This window comes from Pseudomonas sp. 21, assembly GCF_000955805.1.
Taxonomy (GTDB): domain Bacteria; phylum Pseudomonadota; class Gammaproteobacteria; order Pseudomonadales; family Pseudomonadaceae; genus Pseudomonas.
Genome location: NZ_JYOA01000001.1, coordinates 1 through 15,116 on the forward strand (window position 1 = coordinate 1; position 15,116 = coordinate 15,116).

Annotated in this window: 15 protein-coding genes; 3 read left to right on the forward strand and 12 right to left on the reverse strand. The window is 66.3% G+C overall.

What is annotated here, in order from left to right:
- Positions 1–153 precede the first annotated feature (153 nt).
- From UB43_RS00005 to UB43_RS00020, 4 genes are read right to left on the reverse strand one after another with little or no spacing between them, the layout of a single operon-like run.
- Positions 154–1,257: an agmatine/peptidylarginine deiminase gene (locus tag UB43_RS00005; protein ID WP_045207176.1), complete on the reverse strand. Its 1,104-nt coding sequence runs from the start codon at positions 1,255–1,257 to the stop codon at positions 154–156.
- 10 nt (positions 1,258–1,267) lie between these two features.
- A complete protein-coding gene (locus UB43_RS00010; protein WP_082085728.1) occupies positions 1,268–2,365 on the reverse strand; it encodes an extracellular solute-binding protein in 1,098 nt (365 codons plus the stop codon).
- Positions 2,366–2,367: 2 nt separating this feature from the next.
- A complete protein-coding gene (aguB, locus tag UB43_RS00015) occupies positions 2,368–3,270 on the reverse strand; it encodes an N-carbamoylputrescine amidase (protein ID WP_045207181.1) in 903 nt (300 codons plus the stop codon).
- Entirely contained in the window at positions 3,270–4,325 is a 1,056-nt protein-coding gene (locus UB43_RS00020) for an agmatine/peptidylarginine deiminase (RefSeq protein WP_045207184.1), read from the reverse strand. Before UB43_RS00020 ends, aguB begins: the two co-directional genes overlap by 1 nt.
- Before the next feature lie 133 nt (positions 4,326–4,458).
- On the opposite strand from UB43_RS00020, the gene UB43_RS00025 reads away from it, so the two are divergent.
- Positions 4,459–5,322, forward strand: coding sequence for a LysR substrate-binding domain-containing protein (locus tag UB43_RS00025; RefSeq protein WP_045207187.1), 864 nt, complete (start codon positions 4,459–4,461; stop codon positions 5,320–5,322).
- Between the two features lie 407 nt (positions 5,323–5,729).
- Here the strand turns inward: UB43_RS00025 and UB43_RS00030 are convergent, their stop codons facing one another.
- Positions 5,730–6,161, reverse strand: coding sequence for a helix-turn-helix domain-containing protein (locus tag UB43_RS00030; RefSeq protein WP_045207189.1), 432 nt, complete (start codon positions 6,159–6,161; stop codon positions 5,730–5,732).
- A gap of 109 nt (positions 6,162–6,270) precedes the next feature.
- On the opposite strand from UB43_RS00030, the gene UB43_RS00035 reads away from it, so the two are divergent.
- Together UB43_RS00035 and UB43_RS00040 are read left to right on the forward strand one after the other, a co-directional pair.
- Positions 6,271–6,861 (forward strand): flavodoxin family protein, encoded by a 591-nt coding sequence (locus UB43_RS00035; protein ID WP_045207191.1) that lies wholly within the window; start codon positions 6,271–6,273, stop codon positions 6,859–6,861.
- Entirely contained in the window at positions 6,858–7,082 is a 225-nt protein-coding gene (locus UB43_RS00040) for a DUF2798 domain-containing protein (RefSeq protein ID WP_045207192.1), read from the forward strand. The genes UB43_RS00035 and UB43_RS00040 overlap by 4 nt, the downstream gene beginning before the upstream one ends.
- A gap of 162 nt (positions 7,083–7,244) precedes the next feature.
- Here UB43_RS00040 and UB43_RS00045 read toward each other — a convergent pair whose 3' ends face one another.
- The 7 genes from UB43_RS00045 to UB43_RS00075 all read right to left on the reverse strand — a co-directional run bounded on the left by UB43_RS00045 (position 7,245) and on the right by UB43_RS00075 (position 15,116).
- Complete coding sequence (locus tag UB43_RS00045; RefSeq protein WP_045207194.1) at positions 7,245–7,661, reverse strand: hypothetical protein; 417 nt, start codon at positions 7,659–7,661, stop codon at positions 7,245–7,247.
- Positions 7,662–7,934: 273 nt separating this feature from the next.
- Positions 7,935–9,185: an OprD family porin gene (locus UB43_RS00050; protein WP_045207196.1), complete on the reverse strand. Its 1,251-nt coding sequence runs from the start codon at positions 9,183–9,185 to the stop codon at positions 7,935–7,937.
- A gap of 79 nt (positions 9,186–9,264) precedes the next feature.
- Positions 9,265–10,209, reverse strand: a complete 945-nt coding sequence (locus UB43_RS00055) for an electron transfer flavoprotein subunit alpha/FixB family protein (RefSeq protein WP_045207198.1) — start codon at positions 10,207–10,209, stop codon at positions 9,265–9,267.
- Positions 10,209–10,958: an electron transfer flavoprotein subunit beta/FixA family protein gene (locus UB43_RS00060; RefSeq protein WP_045207200.1), complete on the reverse strand. Its 750-nt coding sequence runs from the start codon at positions 10,956–10,958 to the stop codon at positions 10,209–10,211. Before UB43_RS00060 ends, UB43_RS00055 begins: the two co-directional genes overlap by 1 nt.
- Positions 10,959–11,092: 134 nt before the next feature.
- Positions 11,093–12,331 carry a CaiB/BaiF CoA-transferase family protein gene (locus UB43_RS00065; protein WP_045207202.1) on the reverse strand — a complete coding sequence of 413 codons (1,239 nt, stop codon included), beginning with the start codon at positions 12,329–12,331 and terminating at the stop codon, positions 11,093–11,095.
- Between the two features lie 20 nt (positions 12,332–12,351).
- On the reverse strand, positions 12,352–13,554 hold the full coding sequence (locus UB43_RS00070; RefSeq protein ID WP_045207204.1) for a 3-oxoadipyl-CoA thiolase: 1,203 nt from the start codon (positions 13,552–13,554) through the stop codon (positions 12,352–12,354).
- Between the two features lie 32 nt (positions 13,555–13,586).
- Positions 13,587–15,116, reverse strand: coding sequence for a 3-hydroxyacyl-CoA dehydrogenase (locus tag UB43_RS00075; protein ID WP_045208790.1), 1,530 nt, complete (start codon positions 15,114–15,116; stop codon positions 13,587–13,589).

Here is a 15,116-nt window from a genome sequence, read left to right on the forward strand (position 1 = left end):
TGCTGAACGTGGAATGACGTGCTGACGGGATTCGCCCGCAGCCTTTCGGCGCCTGGGCTGTCGCAGGCACGGCCAGCTCCTACAGGTTGATTCCGCGCTTACCCTGTAGGAGCGGGCCATGCCCGCGATCCGCCGGCAAGGCCGGCGTCCGGCTCACACCGCCGGCATCTGCAACGTCACGCAATGGATGCCGCCGCCACCGGCGGCAATCGGGTCGATGTTCAGCTGCACGATCTCCCGGTCCGGGTACAGCTCGCTGAGCAAGGCATGGCAGTGCTCATCCGCGGCTGCATCGCCGAACTTCGGCGCAATCACCCCGCCATTCACCGGCAGGTAGTTGATGTAACCGGCCGCGAAATCCGGGTTGTCGCGGTTGTAGGCGCTGGGCTTGGGCTTCATCGGCGGCGGCAGCGTGTGCAGCTTCAGCGCGCGGCCATCGGCATCCGTGGCGCTCTTGAGTATCTCCAGGTGGCGGCGGGTGACAGCGTGGTCATAGGACTGCGGATCGTTGTCCAGGTTGACCACCACCACGCCTGGCTCGACGAAGCGCGCATAGAAGTCCACGTGCGCATCGGTGATGTCCTTGCCGCGGATGCCCGGCAGCCAGATCACCTTGCGCAGCCCCAGCATGTGCTTGAGCTCGGCCTCGATGCGCGGGCGCGTCCAGCCCGGGTTGCGGTTGTCGTTGAGCCAACAACTTTCGGTGAAGATCGCCGTGCCGTGGCCGTCCACCTCGATGCCGCCGCCCTCGCCGCACAGCTCACTGACGAGGGCCTTGGCCTCCAGGTCCTCGGCCAGCGCCGCCGACACTTCGCGGTCGCGCTCGGCATGCTGCTTGCCGCCCCAGCCGTTGAAGTTGAAGTCCGCCAGCGCCAGGCCGCCTGGCGCATCGTTGACCAGGAAGCAGCCGCCGTAGTCGCGCACCCAGATGTCATCCACCGGCACCGGCAGGAAGTCGACGTTCTGGCCGCCGCACGCGCGCTTGGCTTCCGCCTGCTGCTGCGGCCGGCAGAGCACCGTCACCGGCTGGAACTCGGCGATCGCGCGGGCCAGCCGCGCCACCGTGGCATTCACGTCCGGGGCGAGGTCTTCCCAGATGTCGGCGCTCGCCGCATAGGCAACGAACACCCGCTCCTGCTTGCGGTGCTCGTCGGGCATGTACCAGGGCTTCGCCGCCAGGGCGACGCGGCCCAGGCCGAGCCCGAGGCCCGTCGCCAGCGTCATGCCGGCGCCGAGCAGGTTCCTGCGTGTCATCATCCTCGCCTCCTCAACCGCCGGTACCGGTCTTGAAACTGGTCCAGGTACGCATCCGCGAACGCATGTCGCGCTGCGGGATGTCCTTGCCGGGGAACAGTCGCGCGTAAGCCTTCTCATCAAGATAGATGTCCGGGTTGTCGCGCATGCTCGCCTCGACCATCGGCCGCGCCTTGGCGTTGGACGTCGGGTAGCCGGTGGCGTTGCTGATGGCAGCCATCACGTCCGGGCGCATCAGGTAGTTGATCAGCGCATAGGCGTACTCGGGGTGTGGCGCGTCGGCAGGAATGGCCATGGTGTCCATCCACACCGAGGTGCCTTCGCGCGGCACGCGGTACTCGAAGCGCTCGGGCTTCTTCGCCTCGTCGGCGGCGCGCTGGGACTGGATCACGTCACCGCTGTAGCCCAGCGACAGACACAGGTCGCCGTTGACCAGCTGAGTGACTGGCTGCGACTGGAACTTGCGGATATACGGGCGGATACCGTTGAGCACCGCCAGCGCGTCCGCCAGGTCCTGCGGCTTGCCGCTGCGTGGATCGCGGCCGAGGTAGTTGAGCACCACGGCGAGCACCTCGTCCGGCGAGTCGATCATCGAGATGCCGCAGTCGGCGAAGTGGCTGGCCATCTCCGGCTTGAACATCAGGTCAAGACTGTTCACCGGCGCGCCGGGCATGCGCTGCTCGATCTTCGCCTGGTTGAAGGTCAGGCCGATGCTGCCCCAGGTGTAGGGCACCACGGCATGCCGCGAGTACGGATACTTGGTCTGCAGGTCACGCAGGCCCGACTCGATGTCGCCCAGGTGCTCCAGCTTGCTGTCGTCGAGCTTCTGCAAAGCGCCGGCGCGCATCAGGCGCTCGGCGACAGTGTCGCCGGGGAAGATCAGGTCGTAGCCGCTGTGCCCGGCCATCATCTTGGCTTCCAGCGTCTCGCTGCTGTCCATCACGTCGTAGATGACGCGAATGCCGGTTTCCTTGGTGAAATTCGCCAGGGTGTCGGGGGCGAAGTAATCCGCCCAGTTGAACAGGCGCAGGACTTTCTCTTCGGCCGAGGCCGGTTGCAGGGTGCACGCCAGGGACAACCCCAGCGCGCCGATCAGCAGGTGCTTGTTCATGGTCAGACTCCTTGCCAGCGCGGGTGCAGGTGGCGGCCGTCGAGGCCGAGCAGCGGGCCGTACATTTCCGGCCGGCGGTCGCGGTAGACGCCCCAGGTCAGGCGCTCCTCGCGGGCCAGGTCGAGGTCCAGCTCGCGGACCAGCACCGCGGCCTCGTTGCGCCCGGCTTCGGCCAGCAGCGCGCCCTTGTGGTCGGTGATGAAGGACGAGCCGTAGAAGCGCATGCGCAGCTTGTCATCGCTGGGCGCTACTTCCTCGCCGATGCGGTTGGCCGCCAGCACCGGCAGCAGGTTGGCGGCGGCGTGGCCACGCTGGGCGGTCTGCCAGTGGTCGCGGGAGTCCAATTGTTCCGCGCCCGGCTCGGAGCCGATGGCGGTGGGGAACAGCAGCATCTCCGCGCCCTGCAGCGCCAGGCAGCGGGCGGTCTCGGGGAACCACTGGTCCCAGCAGATGCCGACGCCGATGCGGCCGGCGGCGGTGTCCCAGACGCGGAAACCCGTGTCGCCAGGGCTGAAGTACTCCTTCTCCTGGTAGCCGATGGCATTGGGGATGTGTGTCTTGCGGTACACCCCGAGCAGACTGCCGTCGGCGTCGGCCACGGTCAGCGAGTTGAAGTAGGCATTGCCGGCGCGCTCGAACCAGCTGATCGGCAGCACCACCTCCAGCTCCGCCGCCAGCTTGGCGAAACGTTGCAGGATGGGGCTGTCCTCATAGGGTTGGGCCAGTTCCAGGTGGGCGTGGTCCTGCTCGATGCAGAAGTACGGCGTGGCGAACAGCTCGGGCAGGAGGATCAGCCTGGCGCCCGCAGCCGCCGCCGCACGCACGTGGCGCTCGGCTTCGGCTAGGTTGCGCGGCAGGTCCCAGCTGCAGGAGAACTGCAGCACCGCGACGGTCAGCTTGCTCATCACAGGCCTCCGACCGGCCAGGCCGGCTGCTGCTGGGTAATGCAGTGCACGCCGCCACCGCCGTGGGCCAGGTTGTTGATGCGCACCGGCACCACTTCGCGGCCGGGGAAGGCCCGGGCCAGCACCGCGGCGGCTTCGTCGTCAGCGTCGATGCCGTAGGCCGGCATGATCACCGCGCCGTTGGCCAGGTAGAAGTTGGTGTAGGACGCGCAGAACACTTCCGCCTCCGGGTCCACCGCCGCGCTGGCTTCGAACAGTTCGATCAGCTCGAAGGAGCGCCCCTGGGCATCGGTGGCCAGTTCCAGCGCGCGGCGGTTTTCCTTCGCGACCTGGGCATACAGGCTGGAACTGTCGTGGGTCGCATCCACCAGCAGCACGCCGGGACGGGCGAAGGCACACACGCCATCGACGTGGCCGTCGGTCATGTCGCCGGTGACGTACTGCGGGTCGCCCGGCAGCCAGATGGTCTTGGTCACGCCCAGCAGGCGGCTGAAGATTTCCTCCATCTCGCGCTTGCTCACGCCCGGGTTGCGGTTGGGGTTGAGCAGCACCGACTCGGTGGTGATCAGCGTGCCCTCGCCATCCACATGGATCGCCCCGCCCTCGTTGGACAGCGGCGTGCCGAAGCAGTCGAGCCCGAGGTGGTTGAGGATGCGCCGGCCCAGGCCTTCGTCCAGGGTGTGCTCGGACTTGCCGCCCCAGGCATTGAAGCGCCAGCTTACGCCGGCCACGCCGTGCTGCGGATGACAGACGAAGGTCGGCCCGGAATCGCGGCACCAGCTGTCGTCGATAGGCAGCGGCACCAGCTCGACATTCGGCCCGCAGAGTTCGGCGGCACGGGCCACGGCGGACGGGTCCACCACCAGCTTCACCGGCTCGAAGCGGGCGATGGCGTTGGCGACACGGGCGAAGTCTTCCTGCACCTGCTCCAGGGTGACGCGCCAGCCGCCCTCCCAGAGCGGACGATTGTGCGGGAAAGCCATCCAGGTCGCCGCGTGGTTGACCCATTCGGCAGGCATGCGCCAGCCGTTCTGCCTATCGTCATTGCGATGCATATTCGAACCTTAGGTAAGGAATTTTTATCGGAGGGAAAGGGTTAAGCGGCGCCTGATGACAATGCTAGGCCTGTAAAAACGTCACAACAAACGATAGATTTTGCGTAAATCTGATTAGGCGAACTTATCGATCATGCTCAAACACTGGCCACCCCTGAATGCCCTGCGTGGCTTCGAAGCCGCCGCGCGCTTGGGCAGCTTCCACAAGGCCGCCGAGGAACTGCACCTCACCCAGTCGGCCATCAGCCAGCAGATCCGCAGCCTGGAGAGCTTCGTCGAGCAGCCGCTGTTCTATCGCTCCGGGCGCAAGGTGGCGCTCACCGACGCCGGCGCCGACCTGCTCAGCACCACGCAATCCATGCTGCAGCAACTGGCCGTGGGCATCCGCCGCCTGGACCAGTACCGCAAGCCCAACCAGCTGGTGGTCAACACTACCCCGGCCTTCGCCCGCCACTGGCTGGTGCCGCGCCTGGGCGACTTCCACGCACGCCACCCGCAGATCGACCTCTGGCTGCTGACCACCGACGAAACCCCGGACATGGCCAGCCAGACCATCGACATCGCCGTGCGCGACGACCTCGCCGCCCAGGCCGAATGCCGCTTCCGCGTGCTGCTGGAGGATCGTCTCTACCCGGCTTGCCACCCTTCCCTGCTCGCGCAGGCTGAGCCTTCGCGCACCACCCTGCACGGCGAACGGGAAATGGACTGGGCGCACTGGCAGGTGCAGGGTGGCGCGGACGTCGGGCAACGCAGCGAGGGGCTGAACTTCTCCGACCCAGGATTGCTGCTCGACGCAGCCAGCCAGGGGTTGGGTATCGCGCTGGTGAGTCAGTTGCTGGCGGGTGATGCTCGGCAGAACGGCTTGCTGGCACCACTCAGCGAACAGACCGTTCGCGGCCCGAACTGGTCGCTGCTGGTGCATCAGCAGAGCGAGCGGAATGCGCAGGCGGTGGGCTTCTGCGAATGGTTGTCCGCCGCGCTGGGCGTCTCCCTGTAGGAGCGAGNTTGCTCGCGAACCGCCCAGCCTAGATGTAACCGGCCAACGTTAGCAGAGCGAGCGGAATGCGCAGGCGGTGGGGGTTCTGCGAATGGTATCCGCCGCGCTCGGCGTCTCCCTGTAGGAGCGAGNNTGCTCGCGAACCGCCCAAGGTTGATGTAACCGGCCAACATTGTTCGCGAGCAAGCTCGCTCCTACAAAAGGCCCGCCTCCCTGAGGGAGTAGTCCAGGCCGGCTGACGCCTAGCTTGCACCCTGCACCGTACAGTCCCCTCTCCCTCTGGGAGAGGGCTAGGGTGAGGGCAAGCCCCGCGCAGGACTTTCACCGCAGTACGGCGGCAACAGTGCCATACGCCAAACCGGCGGATAACCCGTTCCGGGTTATTCGCCCTACGAAAACGCCACCAATCAGGCCTTCCCCTTTTTCAACCGCCCCCGCTCCTTCTTGCCCTCCAGCGCACTGGCAGCCGCCGCCTTCACCAGCCGCTGGAAAGTCGGGCACTCCGCGTGGCTGGGCGCCGGGCATGCTGCCGCATGGCGCAGTCCGCGACTCATTGCCCGCAGGCGCCTGATCGTGGCATCCAGCTCATCCGCCTTGGCCGCCAGCATCTGCCGGTCGATATTCGCCCCGCCGTCGCCGGCGAACATCGAGCGGATATCCTCCAGGCTGAACCCCGCCGATTGCCCGAGTGTGATCAACGCCAGCTGATCGAGAATCTGCGGCGCGAACTGACGGCGCGCGCCGGGCTTGGCGAGCGATACGATCAGTCCCTTCTCCTCGTAGAAACGCAGGGTCGATGCCGGCACGCCAGAACGCCTGGCCACGTCAGCGATATCCATGGAACACCTCTTGACCTCAAGTTCGCTTGAACTTGTAGGTTCACGCCAAAGCCCTTGCCGGTCAACCCGGAAGCGGCCTTTGACCTTGCGTGAGAAACAGGAGAACCCCATGAAAAGCATCGCCATCGTCTACCACAGCGCCAGCGGCCGTACCGAGCGCATTGCCCAGACCATCGCCAGCGGCGCTCGGCGGGTGCCCGGCTGCGAAGTGCACCTGCTCCAGGCCCAGGAGTTGATCGAACGGCCGCAAGCGCTGCTCGCCTACCACGGCCTGATCCTCGGCTCGCCGACTTACCTGGGCGGCGTCTCGGCACCGCTCAAAGCCCTGATGGATGCCACCGGCCCCTTGTGGCGCCAGCAGAAGCTGCACGGCCGCCTTGCCGCCGGCTTCACCGTCTCGGCGCTGCCGGCCGGCGACAAGCAATCGACGCTGATCTCGCTGTTCACGTTCTGCATGCAGCACGGGATGCTCTGGGCGGGCAACCCGATCCTCCCCGAACAGCACCAGGGCGTGCCCGTCGCGGAAGCTGCCAACCGCCTCGGCTCCTGGTCCGGGCTGATGGCCCAGGCCGACAAGACCGCCGCGGACTTCTGCCCCGGCGACCTGAAGACCGCGCTCATGTTCGGCCAGCATTTCGCCGACACCCTCGGCCGTCTTCAGCAGCCGCAGTTCGAGCCCGCGCGGGAGGTCCGCGCATGATCCCGCGCCGTTACGCCCCGCTGCTGTTCGCGCTGATCCTGTCCGGCGTGATGACCCTGCTGGTCTCCGGCCTTTCCACCGGGCGGGCCATCGGCCTGGCACCCGACTTCGCCCGGCTCTGGCTGGGCGCGTGGCTCGCCAGCTGGAGCATCGCCTTCCCGCTGGTGCTGGTCATCGCCCCACTGACCCGCCGCCTCGTGGAGAAGCTGGTTCGCGCGTAGGAGCGGGCTCCGCCCGCGATGTGCTGTCGGTCCCTCCGTGAATGAGCCAGGCGCGTGGACCAACCAATCGCGGACGGAGTCCGCTCCCGCGAAACCTGATACCCGGGCAGGAGCGGACTCCGTCCGCCGCCCGCCAGCAGAGGTGTATCGGGGTGTAGCGCCTTACTCGCGAATCCCGTCGGTGAACCGGCAGAAGCCGTCACGCACCGCGCCTTCGGTGGTGTACATCCCCCCCAGGGTAACGAAGACATAGCTGACCTTCGAACCCGAGCCGGCCTTTTCCACCACGACGTTCAGCGGTGCGTTTCGGCTGCTCAGGATCACGCCCTGGTAGGCGGAGATGGTGCCGCTCTTCTCGTCGGCGTTCTGGATGGTGAAGCCTTCCTTCACCAGCGTCTTCTGCGCCCGGTCGAATACCTTGGACACAGGCATGTCCAGCTGGACGTTGGACGTGAAGGTCTTGCCGGCGATGAAGCCGCCTTCGGTGTTGAAGTTGTCTTCGCACTGGTTGCCGGTCTTCTGGTGCGCACAGCCCTGCAACAGGGCGGCAGCGAGCAGAATCGTCGTGACTCGTCGCATCATCGTTCCTTGATCTCGTGGGGCCGCCATCCCTGCGGGTCTACAGCGGCGAAGGGGTTTTATAAGCCGAGGGCACAGGCCCTGACCAGACTTTTCCTCGCCCGGTGAGACAGCCAGCACGCAGGAAATAGCCCCTCACTCTCTCAAGCACGGGCTTTCACGCCGTTCGTCCCGGAGTATCGCCGAGGTATTCCGGGCCTGCCTGCGCAGCGCCCGGACACTCGTGGAGCGAAGCCTGCCCATCGCCATGGACCGGGAGGCTTCGGGCCTCACTTACCAGATCGGCAAGGTGTAGCTGACGATGAAGCGGGTCTCGTCCATGTCATTGCCGAAGCTGCTGCGGAAGGTGCTGTTGCGCAGCTTGAAGCCGACATTCTTCAGCGGGCCGCTCTGTACCAGGTAGCCGACGTCGGTGTCGCGCTCCCATTCCTTGCCGTCGCCCTGGCCGTTCAGCAGGTCGATATTGTCGCCGCGCAGGTAGCGGGTCATCAGGCTCAGGCCGGGCAGCCCGTAGGAGGCGAAGTTGAAGTCGTAGCGCAGTTGCCAGGAGCGTTCGTCCTTGTTGGCGAAGTCGCCGATCTGCACGTAGTTGACCAGGTACGGGTCGGTGCCGGACAGGTAGGCGAAGCCGGTGTCGCCGGACATGCTCTGCAGGCCCAGGCCGAACGCCTGGTTGCCCAGCTTGTAGGTGAACATGGCGTTGAGCGCGCGGTTGTCGACGTTGCTGCCGCCATCGTCGGTGGAGCGCGCCCAGCGGATGTCGGACTTCAGCGACTGGCCCTCGGCAATCGGCAGCGTGTGCACCAGGCTCACGTAGTGCTGGCGATAGAGGTCTTCGAGGTTGGCGTAGTGGTAGCTGGTGCTCAGCTGGCTGTTCCAGCGGTAAGTGCCACCGGCGATGTTGAAGCGGTCGCTGGTGAGGTGGCTGCCGGTGACGATGTTGCGCTTGTTGCCGCGGGTCATCGACAGGTCTTCGTTGTTGGACGAATCGCGCTGCTTCACCTCGCGCAGCTGGCCGAGCTGCAGGTCGAGGTCGTCGAGCTCCTTGGACTCCACCAGCGCGCCCTGGAAGGTCTGCGGCAGCAGGCGGGTGTCGTTGTACTGCACCACCGGCAGCTTGGGCAGCAAGGTGCCGACCTTCAGCGTGCTTTTGGAAGCGCGCAGCTTGGCGGTGAGACCGAGGTCGCTGTAGTCGTCGGCCGCGCGCTTGTCGCTGGCCGAGTACGGCAGCAGGCCGGAGCCGGAGCGGTCCGGGCTGGAATCCAGCTTCAGGCCCAGCAGGCCCAGGGCATCGACGCCCACGCCAACGGTGCCCTCGGTGTAGCCCGACTCGTAGCGCAGCAGGAAGCCCTGGGCCCACTCTTCGGATTTGGACTGCGCGGCACCGCTCTGGCGGTAGTCGCGGTTGAAGTAGAAGTTGCGTGCTTCGATGCTGGCCTTGCTGTCGGCGAGGAAATCCGCATGGGCGAACGAGGGCAGCAGCGCCAGTCCGGAGACCAGCACAGGGGTACGACGATTTTTCATTGTTCTTGTTTCTTTCTACTGGGGTGTTGGCAAAACGCCGGGCCGATGACAGCTGGCCCGGCCGGGGGAATGAGCAGGATCAGAGGGTCTTTTCCAGCTCCGGTACGGCTTCGAACAGGTCGGCAACCAGGCCGTAGTCGGCGACCTGGAAGATCGGCGCCTCTTCGTCCTTGTTGATCGCAACGATCACTTTCGAATCCTTCATGCCCGCCAGGTGCTGGATGGCGCCGGAGATGCCGACGGCCACGTACAGCTGCGGAGCAACGATCTTGCCGGTCTGGCCGACTTGCATGTCGTTCGGCACGAAGCCGGCGTCAACGGCAGCGCGGGAAGCGCCGACGGCAGCGCCCAGCTTGTCAGCCAGGGAGTAGAGGATGCTGAAGTTGTCGCCATTGCCCATGCCACGGCCGCCGGAAACGACGATCTTGGCAGCGGTCAGTTCCGGACGGTCGGACTTGGCCAGCTCTTCGCCAACGAAGGCGGACTTGCCAGCGTCAGCCGGGCCGGAAACAGCTTCAACAGCGGCGGAACCACCTTCGGCTGCAACGGCGTCGAAACCGGTGCCACGTACGGTGATGACCTTGACGGCAGCCGAGGACTGCACGGTAGCGATGGCGTTACCGGCGTAGATCGGACGCTTGAAGGTGTCGGCGCTGACCACTTCGATGATCTCGGAGATCTGGTCGACGTCCAGCAGGGCGGCAACGCGCGGCAGGAAGTTCTTGCCGTTGGTGGTGGCGGCGGCCAGCACGTGGCTGTAGCCCTTGCCCCCCTCTCCGTTCACAAGAGCAGCGATCAGCGGAGCAACGTTCTCCGGCAGCTGATGAGCGTAAGCGGCGTTGTCGGCGACCAGCACCTTGGAAACACCGGCGATCCTGGCAGCGGCTTCGGCTACGCCAGCGACATTCTGGCCAGCGACCAGCACGACGATGTCGCCGCCAATTTTCTGCGCGGCGGCAACGGTATTCAGCGTCGCAGCACCCAGCGCGCCATTCGAATGTTCTGCAACAACCAGCACAGTCATCAGATCACCTTCGCTTCGTTCTTCAGTTTCTCGACCAGTTCGGCCACCGATTTCACCTTGATGCCGGCGCTGCGCGCGGCAGGCGCTTCGACCTTGAGGGTCTTCACGGTCGAGGCCGTGGAGACACCCAGCGCGTCAGGGGGGAGGAATTCCAGCGGCTTCTTCTTCGCCTTCATGATGTTCGGCAGCGACGCGTAGCGCGGCTCGTTCAGGCGCAGGTCGGTGGTGACGATTGCCGGCAGGTTCAGGGCAACGGTCTGCAGGCCGCCGTCGATTTCACGGGTGACGTTGACCTTGTCGCCAGCGACTTCCACCCTGGAGGCGAAGGTGCCCTGGGCGTAGCCGGTCAGCGCCGCCAGCATCTGGCCGGTCTGGTTGTTGTCGCTGTCGATGGCCTGCTTGCCGAGGATGACCAGCTGCGGCTGCTCCTTGTCGACAATGGCTTTCAGCGCTTTCGCCACAGCGAGGGAGTTCAGCTCGTCATTGCTTTCGACCAGCACCGCGCGGTCGGCGCCGAGCGCCAAAGCCGTACGCAGTTGCTCCTGCGCGCCACTGGGGCCGACCGAGACCACCACGATCTCGCTGGCAACGCCTTTCTCTTTCAGGCGAACGGCCTCTTCCACGGCGATTTCGCAGAAGGGGTTCATGGACATCTTGACGTTGGCGAGATCGACGCCGGAGTTGTCCGCCTTGACGCGGACCTTGACGTTGTAATCGACCACGCGTTTTACCGCGACCAGTACTTTCATCAGTTGTTTCCTTGGCTGACGCCGGTTTGCATCGGCGCTGCGGTTGGTTTGGGTTCGCGAGCAAGCTCGCTCCTACAGGTCCAGGCTTGCGCCGGTGAGCTTTTTTGTAGGGGCGAGCTTGCTCGCGAACGGACTCATGCCTTACCGAGTTGCTCGATCACACCCTCGGCCTTCAACTGCGCCAGGCGCGCGTCATCGATCCCCAGACGGCGCTTGAGCACCTCGTCGGTGTGCTCGCCGAGCATGGGCGCCGGGCGCTGGTATTCCACCGGCGTCTCGGACAATTTCAGCGGGCTGCCGACCATGCGGAACGCCGGGTTCTGCGCGTGGGGAATCTCCACCAGCATGTCGCGGGCGACCACCTGCGGCTCATCCAGTGCGCGGCCGATATCGTTGATCACCCCGACCGGCACCTTCATCGCATGGATGCGCTTCACCCAGTTGTCGGCGGTGTCGCCCTGGAAGTGCTCGGCCAGCTTGCCGACGATGATGTCGCGGTTGCGCACGCGGTCGGCGTTGCGGGTGAAGCGCGGATCCTTCGGCAATTCGGGCAGGCCGATGGCATCGCACAGCGAGACGAACTGGCTGTCGTTGCCGCAGGCGATGATGAAGTCCATGTCCTGCGCGCTGAACACCTGGTACGGCACGATGTTGACGTGGGCGTTGCCCTGGCGGCCCGGCGAGCGGCCGGTGGCGAGGTAGTTCTGGCTCTGGTTGCCGAGCATGGCGACCTGCACGTCGAGCAGCGCCATGTCGCAGTGCTGGCCGCGGCCGGTCTTCTCACGGGCCAGCAGCGCGGCCTGGATGGCAACCACCGAGTACAGGCCGGTCATCACGTCCGACACGGCGACACCGACTTTCTGCGGGCCGGCGCCGGGCACGCCGTCCTTCTCGCCGGTGATGCTCATCAATCCGCCCATGCCCTGGATGATGAAGTCGTAGCCGGGCTCCTCGGCGCGCGGGCCGGTCTGGCCGAAGCCGGTGATGGAGCAGTAGACCAGGCGCGGATTCACCTTCGACAGGCTGTCGTAGTCCAGCCCGTACTTGGCCAGCGAGCCGGCCTTGTAGTTCTCGATCAGCACATCGCATTCGCAGGCCAGGGCGCGCACCAACGCCTGCCCTTCTTCGGAGGCCAGGTTCAGCGCCACCGACAGCTTGTTGCGGTTGGTGGACTGGTAGTACGCCGCCTCGGAGCTGTCCGAACCATCGGCGGCTTTCATGTAGGGCGGGCCCCAGCCACGGGTGTCGTCACCCACGCCGGGCCGTTCGATCTTGATCACTTCCGCGCCCAGGTCGGCCAGCACCTGGCCGCACCAGGGGCCGGCCAGCACACGGCTGAGGTCGAGTACGCGGTATCCGCTCAAAGCACCCATCTTCAACTCCTCACTGGCGCTCAGGCGCGCTCGATAACCATGGCGAGCCCCTGGCCCACGCCGATGCAAAGACTGATCACCGCATAGCGTTGACCGCTGCGCTGCAGTTGGCGCGCCACGCTCAGCGCCAGCCGCGCGCCGGAGGCGCCCAGCGGATGGCCGACGGCGATGGCGCCGCCATTGGGGTTGACCCGCGCATCGTCGAAATCGACACCCAGACCGTGCAGGCAACCGAGCACCTGGGAAGCGAAAGCCTCGTTGATCTCGATGATGTCCATGTCGGCCAGGGTCAGGTTGGCGCGGGCCAGCGCCTTGTTGATCGCCTCGACCGGGCCGACCCCCATGATGCGCGGCTCGACGCCGACGGCCGCCGCCGAAAGAATCCGCGCCAGCGGCTTGAGGCCGTGGCGCTCGCCCGCCTCTGCCGAACCGATCAGCAATGCGGCGGCGCCGTCGTTGACGCCGGAAGCGTTGCCCGCGGTGACCACGCCGCCTTCGGACAGCGGCTTGAGGCGCGCCAGTGCGGCTTCATCGGAAGACGGACGCGGATGCTCATCCTGCTCCACCACATTCGGCGGCGTCTTGCGCCCGGTGGGCACGCTGACCGGGAGGATTTCCCCGGCGAAGAAACCATCCTGGCGCGCGGCTTCGAAGCGCGCCTGGGAACGGGCGGCGAAACGGTCGGCCTGCTCGCGGCTGATGCCGAACTCGCGGGCGACGTTGTCGCCGGTCTCCGGCATGCTGTCGTTGCCGAACCCGGCAACGATCTTCGGGTTGGGGAAGCGCGCACCGATGGTGCTGTCGAATACGGTCAGGTCACGGCTGTAAGCCGCCTCGGCCTTGGCCATGACGAAGGGCGCGCGGGACATGCTTTCCACCCCGCCAGCGACGAACAGCTCGCCTTCGCCGCAGGTCACGGCACGCGCCGCATCGATCACGGCAGCCAGGCCGCTGGCGCACAGGCGGTTCACTGTCTGGCCCGGCACGGTCACCGGCAGGCCGGCCAGCAGCGCGGCATGGCGGGCGATATTGCGGCTGTCTTCCCCGGCCTGGTTGGTGTTGCCGAGGATCACGTCCTCGATGGCTTCACCCGGTACGTTATTGCGGGCCAGCAATTCGCGGATCACCTGGGCGACCAGATCATCCGGGCGCACCGGCGCCAGGGCGCCGCCATGGCGACCGAAGGGGGTGCGCAGGCCGGCATAGATATAAGCATTGAGCATCGGTATCTCCTTGAATCGGTAGGCGCCAGGCTTCAGCCCAGCGCGGGCTCGGCGTGGCGCAGCGACAGTCCCAGCGCGGCGCGGCGGCGCAGCCACGGGCCGGGGCGGTAACGGGCATCGCCGGTCAGGTCGGTCATGCGTTCGAGAATAGTCAGCAGGCGCGCCGGGCCGACGCTGTCGCCCCAGGCCAGCGGGCCTTGCGGGTAGCCCAGGCCACGGCGCACGCCTTCGTCGAGGTCGTCGACGCTGGCGATGCGCTGCTGGACGATGTCACCGGCCAGGTTGACGATCAGCGCCAGCACGCGCTGGGCGACGAAGCCGACGCTGTCATTGATTACCGTGACGCCTACGCCGTCGGCCGCCAGCAGTGCATGGGCGGCATCGCGCATGGCCGGGGCAGTCGCCGGGTTCTGCATCAGGCAGCGGTGGCGCTGCAGGTCCAGCAACAGGTCGATGCACAGGGTCCGCGCCGGGGCGGTACCGAAGTTCTGGCAGGCCGTGGTTGCATCCACACCATAGGGTGCGAGCAGGCACAGCGCCTCGCTGCTGGGTTGGACGCCCTGCTCCAGGGTCGCACCGAGCTTCTTCAGCAACTCGCCGAGCAACTCGCGGTCCTGGTCGTTCTCCGCACCGATCCACACCGGCGGCAGCGCGGCCACGTTCGGTACCGGTTGCGGCGCCGGCGGATCGATCATCTTGCCGTCCGCATAGCGATAGAAGCCGCGGCCGACCTTGCGGCCGACGAAGCCGGCCTCGAGCATCTGCCGTGTCAGTGCCGCCGGGCGATAGCGCGGTTCCTGGTAGAACTGGTTGTAGATGGACTCGATCACCGGGTGGGAAACGTCTAGCGCGGTGAGGTCGAACAGCTCCAGCGGCCCCATGCGGAAGCCCAGGCCCTCGCGCAGGACGCGATCGATATCGGCCGGTTCGGCGATGGCTTCCTTGAGCATCTGCAGGGCTTCGGTGCTGTAGGCACGGCCGGCGTGGTTGATGATGAAGCCGGGGGTGTCCTTGGCGCGGATGCCTCGATGGCCCATGCGCGCGGCCAGCGCCACCAGGCTGTCGCCGACCAGCGGGTCGCTGGCCAGGCCGTCGATCACCTCGACCACCTTCATCAGCGGCACCGGGTTGAAGAAGTGGAAGCCCGCCACCCGCTCCGGATGCTGGCAACCACGGGCAATGCTGGTGACTGACAGCGACGAGGTGTTGGTGGCGAGGATGCAGTCGGCGCTGACCACCGCTTCCAGATCAGCCAGCAGCGCCTGCTTGGCGTCCAGACGCTCGATGATCGCTTCGACCACCAGATCGGAATCCGCCAGCTCGCCCAGGGAACCGGCAACCAGCAGACGCGCCAGGGTGGCGTCGGCCTCGGCGGCAGTGATCTTGCCCTTCTCCGCCAGCTTGGCGAGGGTGCGACCGAGGTTTTCCCGCGCGGTTTGCGCCGCACCGTCACGGGCATCGAAGAGTTTCACCTGGATGCCGGCCTGGGCGGCAATCTGGGCGATGCCGCTGCCCATGACCCCCGTGCCAACGATGGCCATGCGTTCAACTGTTCGGATCAT

Coding starts and splice junctions, on each gene's coding strand:
- UB43_RS00005 (WP_045207176.1), bottom strand. CDS start 1,257: ATGATGACACGCAGGAACCTGCTCGGCGCCGGCATGACGCTGGCGACG.
- UB43_RS00010 (WP_082085728.1), bottom strand. CDS start 2,365: ATGAACAAGCACCTGCTGATCGGCGCGCTGGGGTTGTCCCTGGCGTGC.
- aguB (WP_045207181.1), bottom strand. CDS start 3,270: ATGAGCAAGCTGACCGTCGCGGTGCTGCAGTTCTCCTGCAGCTGGGAC.
- UB43_RS00020 (WP_045207184.1), bottom strand. CDS start 4,325: ATGCATCGCAATGACGATAGGCAGAACGGCTGGCGCATGCCTGCCGAA.
- UB43_RS00025 (WP_045207187.1), top strand. CDS start 4,459: ATGCTCAAACACTGGCCACCCCTGAATGCCCTGCGTGGCTTCGAAGCC.
- UB43_RS00030 (WP_045207189.1), bottom strand. CDS start 6,161: ATGGATATCGCTGACGTGGCCAGGCGTTCTGGCGTGCCGGCATCGACC.
- UB43_RS00035 (WP_045207191.1), top strand. CDS start 6,271: ATGAAAAGCATCGCCATCGTCTACCACAGCGCCAGCGGCCGTACCGAG.
- UB43_RS00040 (WP_045207192.1), top strand. CDS start 6,858: ATGATCCCGCGCCGTTACGCCCCGCTGCTGTTCGCGCTGATCCTGTCC.
- UB43_RS00045 (WP_045207194.1), bottom strand. CDS start 7,661: ATGCGACGAGTCACGACGATTCTGCTCGCTGCCGCCCTGTTGCAGGGC.
- UB43_RS00050 (WP_045207196.1), bottom strand. CDS start 9,185: ATGAAAAATCGTCGTACCCCTGTGCTGGTCTCCGGACTGGCGCTGCTG.
- UB43_RS00055 (WP_045207198.1), bottom strand. CDS start 10,209: ATGACTGTGCTGGTTGTTGCAGAACATTCGAATGGCGCGCTGGGTGCT.
- UB43_RS00060 (WP_045207200.1), bottom strand. CDS start 10,958: ATGAAAGTACTGGTCGCGGTAAAACGCGTGGTCGATTACAACGTCAAG.
- UB43_RS00065 (WP_045207202.1), bottom strand. CDS start 12,331: ATGGGTGCTTTGAGCGGATACCGCGTACTCGACCTCAGCCGTGTGCTG.
- UB43_RS00070 (WP_045207204.1), bottom strand. CDS start 13,554: ATGCTCAATGCTTATATCTATGCCGGCCTGCGCACCCCCTTCGGTCGC.
- UB43_RS00075 (WP_045208790.1), bottom strand. CDS start 15,116: ATGATCCGAACAGTTGAACGCATGGCCATCGTTGGCACGGGGGTCATG.